The sequence below is a fragment of the bacterium genome (assembly GCA_030649025.1).
Lineage (GTDB): Bacteria > Patescibacteriota > Minisyncoccia > JAUYLV01 > JAUYLV01 > JAUSGO01.
This window is the reverse complement of sequence record JAUSGO010000021.1, coordinates 1-7223: the sequence shown is the minus strand read 5'-3', so window position 1 is coordinate 7223 and position 7223 is coordinate 1. Positions and strand designations below refer to the sequence as shown.

Here is a 7223-nt window from a genome sequence, read left to right as displayed (position 1 = left end):
GAACTTTTCTTCGTATTCCACGGTCAAAGGAAAAAACCCCAGGTTCGGCCGGGGCGAAGCCATGACGGCGTTCACCATCACGAGCGTATCTCCCATGCGACAGAGCACAGAACCTGACGCCTGTTCTGCCCAGTTGCTTACCTTGAGGTTCAGCTGTCTGCCCCCTACGTCTACTTGATAATCTTTATCGGCCATCGAGGTGCTTTCAGTAAATATTTATCAGATCCTTCCAGGTCAACGAATTCGTCAACCGCCTCCCTAAGTTTCGTTGAAGTGGAGCGGCCGAATGCCATCGCCTCCACAAGCTTGCCGTGATACTGGAGGTATTCCACGAGGGGCACGTAATCTCCGTCTCCCGACACAACGACGATCGTGTCCACGCTGTCTGAGATCTTGATGGCGTCAACCGCCAGCCCCACGTCCCAGTCAGCCTTCTTCAACCCGCCGTAGTACTCCTGCAGGTCCTTGACCCTAGTCTCAATGCCCACCGCCGTCAGGGCGTCAAAGAACGCCCGCTCTTCTCCTGTCTTGGTGCGGACAACGTACGCAAAGGCCCGAATGAGCTTGCGGCCGGAGACCGCCACGCGGAGAATCTCCCGAAAGTTTACGCGGGACTGGTAGAGGTGTTTTGCCGAGTGATAGAGATTTTGGACGTCGATAAAGACGGCAACCCTCTGCTCTTTGTTTTTTGGGAGAGAGGTCATGGTTCGATAAACTCACCACAAGTTGAAGTTCGAGAAGGCATAATAAAGATAGCTAACTTTCCTATATCTTGCCCTGATCGTAGTCGAAGGGTCATTCCTTGGCTTGTTTCAGGCCGAGTTTCTTTGAGATCGCCGAGTAGCGCTTCATGTCTTCCTCCTTGAGGTAGCTGAGAAGCCGCCTGCGACGGGCCACCATGCGCAAGAGCCCACGCTTTGAGTGCATGTCTTTCTTGTGTTTCTTGAGGTGCGAAAGCAGCCGCTCTATTTCGGCCGTCAGAAGGCCGATTTGGGCCTCGGGAGACCCCGTATCCTTGTCGTGGATGCGGACCTCCGCTAACACCTTCTCCTTTTCTTTTTTGGGCATCATGTATCCATAGGGTAGCTTAAAAACAAAAAAACTGCAAGTTGCAGGTAAAAGAGAGTGCCCGCCGAAGCGAAATTCGGTTTATTAATTGAAGTGTGTCTTGATGCGTTCTATTTTCTGCAGATCAATTGGGTCTCTTGTATTTTTTGCCATTTCGTCCAGTCCCTTGTGAAATTCTTCTCTTGTAATGCCTTGGCTGTAACCAGCTATGTCAAACTTACCCATCACCTGTTTTATGTATTCCTGATCATGTTGAAACATGGGCATCCGGCTGATATGTTCGTCCATCTGTTGACGAGACAGCCTGCCTGCATTTCTGCTGAACGTGTCTGTCCTAGGCATGTGCGGTGTCGCGCCTGGTCTGTTTGGCAATGGTTGGTTTGTCATAATACTTTTATTATGGCGTTCCCTAATTTGATGTCAAGAGCTTCATCGTAATCCTTAACCAGGCTAAGGTCTTACTCGCTGCTTGCGGGACATCTCCCCTCCATAGTTGCTGAATGCGTCTTGGGGTTCGTTTGCCATATATGTCTATATATTACCACGTTTGCGGGACAGCCGCTTTGTCGCGAGGTCCATTGCGATGTGCCGCGGGTTCTTCTTTGTCCTCAACGCTTCTTTGAGCACCATGCGCGCCGTCTTCTTTATCTTCCTCTCCACCAGCTCAAACATGCGTTTCGGGTTGTAGCCCCGGTATTCGGCATATGAGGAGATGACCCCGCCCGCGTTTGCCACGAAGTCAGGGACGATGAGAACTCCTTTGTTCCAGAGCCATGCTTCCACGGATTCTGTCATGGGAATGTTGGCGCCCTCAACAATGATGTTTGCTTGTATATTTTTCTTGTTGCCCTCATTGATAACGTTGGTGACAGAAGCCGGAATGAGGATGTCCACTGGCAATTCAAAGATGGCGTCATGGCTGAGTCGCTTGCCGCCAGGGTACTCCTTCACCGATTTCTTTTGGCCCTTGAGCTTCAAAAGGATGTCTTCTTGCAATCCCTCTTTGTTGTATATGGTTCCATCCTGGTCGGCGACGGCAACAATGCGCGCCCCCATTTCTTTGAGATATTTGAATGCGAAACTGCCGACGTTCCCGAACCCTTCAATGGCAACCGTGGTCTTTTGTATATCCAACCCTTTAAGTTCAGCTGCCACTGCTACGGCTTGAGCTACGCCAAATCCGGTGCTCCCGAACTCGTGGGGGATGCCGCATTTCTCGCCCGGCTTGCCAAAGAGTTTCATGCAGAGGTTTGCCGGTTTTCCCGTGGCGGATCTCCAGATGCCGGTGGCTTCCACGAACCACTGCATTTCCCGCTCTCCGGTATTCACGTCAGGGCCCGCTATATACTTCTTTGGCACGAATGGCTTGATGGCTCGGGCATAGCTCTGGACGTATTGTTTCTTGAGTTCGTCAGATCCGCCGTTCCATACAATGCCCCCTTTTGCTCCTCCAAAGGGGATGTCCGCCAAGGCATTCTTGAATGTCATGGTCCTTGCCAATCTTGCCACCTCTTCCTCCGTAATATCAGGAGTCATGCGGATGCCTCCTTTGCCGGGTCCCAGGGTAGTGCTGTCAATAACCAAAAAGCCCCGCATTCCTGTTTTCGGGTCATATACCTCAAGCGAATACTCGGGCTTTTGTAAGTCCATATAAAATTTCAAATAATATTCAACATAGTAGCTTTTTTAAGACCTTTCGCAATAACCGAATCGGTCTTTATTATTTCATCAATACTTATCCAACGAAAATTCGAAACTTCATTTGTATCTAATATAATATCTGCACCCTTTTTTATTGTAAAAATGAACATAAAATCATGATGATAATGTTCATATTCATTCTTTTGTTTATTTTCTGGTATTTTATGCGTATCAATCATTATTGGAGAATTGTTCTCTGGGCACCAATTGCATAGTTCTACATTACTTAGATTTGTTTCCTCTCTCAGCTCTCTCATCGCTGAGAACATGAGATCTTCATCACCTTTTTCAATATGTCCTCCTGGCTGCAAAAACTTCTGCAATTTGTTATGAAAAACAACTAAAACCTTTTTATCAGAAGAAATAACCAATCCGCTAGCAGTAATATGACCTTCAAAGTTCTTTCTGTTTAAAATATCCTGATTTTCTAAGACCTGCTTTTTTAATAAAGAAAGTAGTTCTTCCTCATCGGGGAATATTCGCAAATAATTCATTAGTTGCTCGTTTATGCCTTTTTCCATATTTTCACACCTCAATTTTTAAAAAATATTTTAGCCACGACTTGGCCACCCTTTGCCTTACCAAATCATAGCTATCTTGAACCCCCTTTTCTAATTTATTAATATCCATAAAAATAATAGTATCTATCATTTCTTTTTGGACTAATAGAATGAAATCTCCAATAACCGCTCCATGTATAAAGTTTATCGCATTTCCGTCGTTTAATAGATAAAAATAGTGCCCGTTTTTATCATATTTATCAATATAGTCAGAGATGGTTTCTTTTGTGTAGTTTTCTTTTAGCCAAGACAAGTCAAGTTCATCATCGGAAGATGTCACTGAGGCTACAAAAGCGCCGTTTTTAAGATATTTAAACTCATCGTTTTTTAGTGATAAGTTGCCGGTTGAGCAAAAAATAATATCTGATTCATCCAAAATTTTTAACTTGTCGGAAATAGCAAAACCCTTCGAAAGGGCCAAAATTATGGTTACCGGATTTCTATCATAAACCGAAACCGCACATCCCTTGTCTCTTAAAGAAGATAAAATTCCATTTCCTATTTTGCCAAATCCAAGAACCCCAACCCTTTTATTATTCAAAAGAATTCCCTGCTCTCTCAAGATTAAATCAACTGAAAATACAACTGCCTGTCCGACTAAATGATCCTCATTGTTTTTCAAAGGACTTCTTGCCACAGAGACAATCGGAACGTCTAAATTCTGTAGCGATAAATACTTTTGATGTCCGTTCTCAGTATCTTCAATAACTCCAATAAATCTATCACCAAAAGTTTTCTTCAAATCATTAATTGAATGCACAAAATAGCCACCTATATCTAGCAATAACAATTTATTATCTTTCGGGACATCCGCAAGATGTTTAATAATGTTTTCTGGATTTTTAAGCTCATCTCTAGTAATGTTTAATATTTTATCTTTCGGATAGAAATCCAATAGTTTTTTATCAATAGAACTTGGTTTTGGAATGATGTATTGGAGAGAAAAATACTTTTCTAACGAGTTAACATAGGGAATTCCCGTGTCTATTAAATGAACAACGGCAACAATACTTATTTTTTTTGCATCAGCATAGTTTTTAATATAGTTATCTGCAAAAAATTCTTCTCTCTCCTTTATTTTTTGGTTTATTATGAAATTCATACAATTTTTATTATATTCTGCTCTTTGATTCATAGCGTAGCCCTTCGACAAGCTCAGGGCGCTTCGCTTCATGCGTCTGGTCGAAGGTACTGAGCGATCCGCCCAGAGCGGAGAGTCGAAGTGTGCCCCCAGAAGGAATCGAACCCTCATCCACGGCTTAAGAGGCCGCTGCTTTACCATTAAGCTACGGGGGCAAAAAGCAAAAGTTTTTGCTTTTTGCGGGAGCATATCCTTTAATCGTCCCGCCAAAGCGGGATGTATCGATAGGAAATGCTCACTGGGATTCACCGAAGGTGAATTACAATGTCTTCACCTGGTGCCCTCGGAGGGACTCGAACCCCCAATAACAGGTTCGAAGCCTGTCGTGATATCCATTTCACCACGAGGGCGCGCAAGCTGATACTACCAGAAAAATTGAATATTTCAATGGCACGAGATACGATGGTTCAATGAAGGATATTCCGGGTGAAGTGGTCCAGGTGGCCCAGAAGCTGGAAGAGCACGGATTCTCCGCGTACGTGGTGGGCGGATGCGTGCGGGATTTGCTGCTGGGCAAGGAACCGCAAGACTGGGATGTCGCGACTTCTGCTACTCCAGAAGAGGTGCAGAAGATATTCCCTCGCACCTTTTACGAGAACAGGTTTTTTACGGTTACCGTGCTGCAGGATAGCCAGGATGCCAAACTCAGCCAGATCGAGGTCACTACGTTCCGGTCAGAGTTTGAGTATGAAGACCGGCGCAGGCCTTCAAAGGTAGAGCCCGCGAAAACCATTGAGGAGGACTTGAGCCGCAGGGACTTTACCGTAAACGCACTTGCCCTGAGCGTAGTCGAAGGGATGGCTGGTGAAATCGTTGATCCTTTCGACGGCCAGAAGGATTTGAAGAAGAAGACTATCCGCTGCGTCGGGAATCCCAAAGAACGCTTTGAGGAGGATGCTTTGCGTCTCATGCGAGCGGTGCGGTTTGCGACGACCCTTGGATTCGTCATAGAAAAAGAGACGCTTGAGGCGTTAGAGTCGCAAGCGATCCTTCTGAAAGATATCTCAAAAGAGCGTATTCGAGACGAATTCTGCAAGATCCTCATGGCGGACAAGGCGGCAGAGGGAATAGAGCGGCTGCGCGAGACAAAGCTGTTGGAAAACATTGTCCCCGAGCTTTTAGAAGGATATGGGGTCGGTCAGAACAAGCATCATATCTATACGGTATGGGAGCATAACGTGCGCGCTCTTGCGTATGCGGCAAAGCAGAAGTGGTCTTTGGATGTGCGTTTGGCCTCGTTGCTCCATGACGTTGCCAAGCCACGCGTCAAGCGTGGGGAAGGTCCTGACTCCACCTTTTACAGTCATGACGTGGTTGGAGGCCGCATGGCGGAGGAAATTCTTACCAGACTGAAATTCTCCAGAAACACGACGGATTACATCGCCATGCTCGTGCGTTACCATCTCTTCTACTACAACGTAGGCGAGGTTTCAGAGTCCTCGGTGCGGCGGTTGCTCCGCAAGGTAGGTCCAGAGCACATGGAGGACCTCCTGCAGGTGCGCATGGCAGACCGCATTGGCTCCGGAGTTCCCAAGGCAGAGCCCTACAAGTTGAGGCATTTGAGATATGCCATAGAGAAGGTTTCAAAGGACCCGCTGTCTCCCAAGATGCTTGCCTTGAAGGGCGACGACATTATGCGGCTTCTCGGCATCGCTCCAGGCCCCAAAGTGGGACAGATCCTTGCTGTCGTATTGGCCGAGGTTTTAGAGGACCCCGCAAAGAACACACGAGAGACCTTGGAAACGAGAATTCAGGAGCTCGGAAAGCTGGATGACGCTGCATTGGTTCTGCTGGCCAAGGATTCCGAGAAAGTCGTGGAAGCCGTAGAGACAAAACAGGATACCATGGTAAAACAGAAGTACTGGGTTTAAAATCCAACTGCTTGGATTTTAAAGGGTATTTTCTCTACGAGCGTTGTTTGCCAGTAGGCGAACCGTGAGGCAAGAAAATACCCGGGGTCCGCCGAAGGCGGATACCTTACCAAACCAATGCGAAGCAAATTACATTATATCTATGGCATATACTTCTAAAGCCTACGCGCTGATAAACAAGAAGGATAAACGGCATCTGAAAGAGGTGCTCAAATACCTCGTGCCGAGGCGTGAAGAAAAAATTCTGGAAGTTGGATGCGGCCGCGGGTTCGTGGTGCGGGAGCTTCAGAATGTCACCCCGGACGTATACGGGATCGATGTGAACCCGAACTCCATTAAGCACGGCGTCGCCAATAATCTGAAGGTCATGAATGCGGAGCGCCTGGAGTTTGACGAAGCGACCTTCGACAAGCTATATTCGTTTCACGCCATAGAGCACATTCCGAACATCAAAAAAGCCCTGGAAGAGATGGACCGGGTGCTGCGCCCGGGAGGCAGAGTTCTTCTGGTGTATCCTGCAGAACCCATTCGCGGACTCTTCTCCATTCCGGCAGCCACGATCCTTTTCAAGAATCCGTTCCGGACTCGCGAGGTCCATCTTCACAAGTTGAACCCTCAGCGCATACAGGAACTAATAGCTGGCACGAAGCTGGAGTACAAAGAAAGCAGGTTTTCTCTCTTCAGCTCTCCACAACATTTCACGGTTCTGCAAAAGCGTTTGAGCTTATAACCATCGGGGAGTAGTATACCGGCAGTACGTACGCTTCGGGTGCGTGAAGACCGGGTTCGATTCCCGGCTCCCCGACCGATTGACAGGTAGCATTTCTTTTCGGATAATAGAGATATGATGAAACTCATAAAATCCTTGACGCCAAAGATGTG

Annotated in this window: 9 protein-coding genes and 3 tRNA genes; 3 read left to right on the top strand and 9 right to left on the bottom strand. The window is 46.8% G+C overall.

Translation table 11 applies throughout. The features are described from left to right. From Q7S09_02730 to Q7S09_02690, 9 genes are all read right to left on the bottom strand, one after another. Positions 1-195: hypothetical protein (locus Q7S09_02730; GenBank protein MDO8558077.1), on the bottom strand; the 195-nt coding region annotated here is incomplete at its 3' end. Next, positions 171-704: an NYN domain-containing protein gene (locus Q7S09_02725; protein ID MDO8558076.1), complete on the bottom strand. Its 534-nt coding sequence runs from the start codon at positions 702-704 to the stop codon at positions 171-173. The genes Q7S09_02725 and Q7S09_02730, both read right to left, overlap by 25 nt. 91 nt (positions 705-795) lie before the next feature. Next, positions 796-1071 (bottom strand): 30S ribosomal protein S15, encoded by a 276-nt coding sequence (gene rpsO, locus Q7S09_02720; GenBank protein MDO8558075.1) that lies wholly within the window; start codon positions 1069-1071, stop codon positions 796-798. A gap of 81 nt (positions 1072-1152) precedes the next feature. After that, positions 1153-1455 (bottom strand): hypothetical protein, encoded by a 303-nt coding sequence (locus Q7S09_02715; GenBank protein ID MDO8558074.1) that lies wholly within the window; start codon positions 1453-1455, stop codon positions 1153-1155. A gap of 144 nt (positions 1456-1599) precedes the next feature. Then, a complete protein-coding gene (locus tag Q7S09_02710; GenBank protein ID MDO8558073.1) occupies positions 1600-2718 on the bottom strand; it encodes a Glu/Leu/Phe/Val dehydrogenase in 1119 nt (372 codons plus the stop codon). An 8-nt stretch (positions 2719-2726) separates the two neighbouring features. Then, entirely contained in the window at positions 2727-3290 is a 564-nt protein-coding gene (locus Q7S09_02705; GenBank protein MDO8558072.1) for an NUDIX domain-containing protein, read from the bottom strand. A gap of 4 nt (positions 3291-3294) precedes the next feature. Continuing rightward, entirely contained in the window at positions 3295-4431 is a 1137-nt protein-coding gene (locus Q7S09_02700; protein ID MDO8558071.1) for an adenosylhomocysteinase, read from the bottom strand. Positions 4432-4554: 123 nt separating this feature from the next. Continuing rightward, a tRNA-Lys gene (locus tag Q7S09_02695) sits at positions 4555-4625 on the bottom strand. Between the two features lie 120 nt (positions 4626-4745). Further along, positions 4746-4820, bottom strand: a tRNA-Arg gene (locus tag Q7S09_02690). Between the two features lie 60 nt (positions 4821-4880). On the opposite strand from Q7S09_02690, the gene Q7S09_02685 reads away from it, so the two are divergent. The 3 genes from Q7S09_02685 to Q7S09_02675 all read left to right on the top strand — a co-directional run bounded on the left by Q7S09_02685 (position 4881) and on the right by Q7S09_02675 (position 7146). After that, entirely contained in the window at positions 4881-6341 is a 1461-nt protein-coding gene (locus Q7S09_02685) for an HD domain-containing protein (GenBank protein ID MDO8558070.1), read from the top strand. 142 nt (positions 6342-6483) lie between these two features. After that, positions 6484-7071, top strand: a complete 588-nt coding sequence (locus Q7S09_02680) for a class I SAM-dependent methyltransferase (GenBank protein MDO8558069.1) — start codon at positions 6484-6486, stop codon at positions 7069-7071. A 4-nt stretch (positions 7072-7075) separates the two neighbouring features. Then, positions 7076-7146 (top strand) — tRNA-Pro (locus Q7S09_02675). Positions 7147-7223: the final 77 nt, after the last annotated feature.

What these genes read in the sequence shown, in the direction of transcription:
- Q7S09_02725 (MDO8558076.1), bottom strand. Translation starts at nt 704, where the DNA reads ATGACCTCTCTCCCAAAAAACAAAGAGCAGAGGGTTGCCGTCTTTATC.
- rpsO (MDO8558075.1), bottom strand. Translation starts at nt 1,071, where the DNA reads ATGATGCCCAAAAAAGAAAAGGAGAAGGTGTTAGCGGAGGTCCGCATC.
- Q7S09_02715 (MDO8558074.1), bottom strand. Translation starts at nt 1,455, where the DNA reads ATGACAAACCAACCATTGCCAAACAGACCAGGCGCGACACCGCACATG.
- Q7S09_02710 (MDO8558073.1), bottom strand. Translation starts at nt 2,718, where the DNA reads ATGGACTTACAAAAGCCCGAGTATTCGCTTGAGGTATATGACCCGAAA.
- Q7S09_02705 (MDO8558072.1), bottom strand. Translation starts at nt 3,290, where the DNA reads ATGGAAAAAGGCATAAACGAGCAACTAATGAATTATTTGCGAATATTC.
- Q7S09_02700 (MDO8558071.1), bottom strand. Translation starts at nt 4,431, where the DNA reads ATGAATTTCATAATAAACCAAAAAATAAAGGAGAGAGAAGAATTTTTT.
- Q7S09_02685 (MDO8558070.1), top strand. Translation starts at nt 4,881, where the DNA reads ATGAAGGATATTCCGGGTGAAGTGGTCCAGGTGGCCCAGAAGCTGGAA.
- Q7S09_02680 (MDO8558069.1), top strand. Translation starts at nt 6,484, where the DNA reads ATGGCATATACTTCTAAAGCCTACGCGCTGATAAACAAGAAGGATAAA.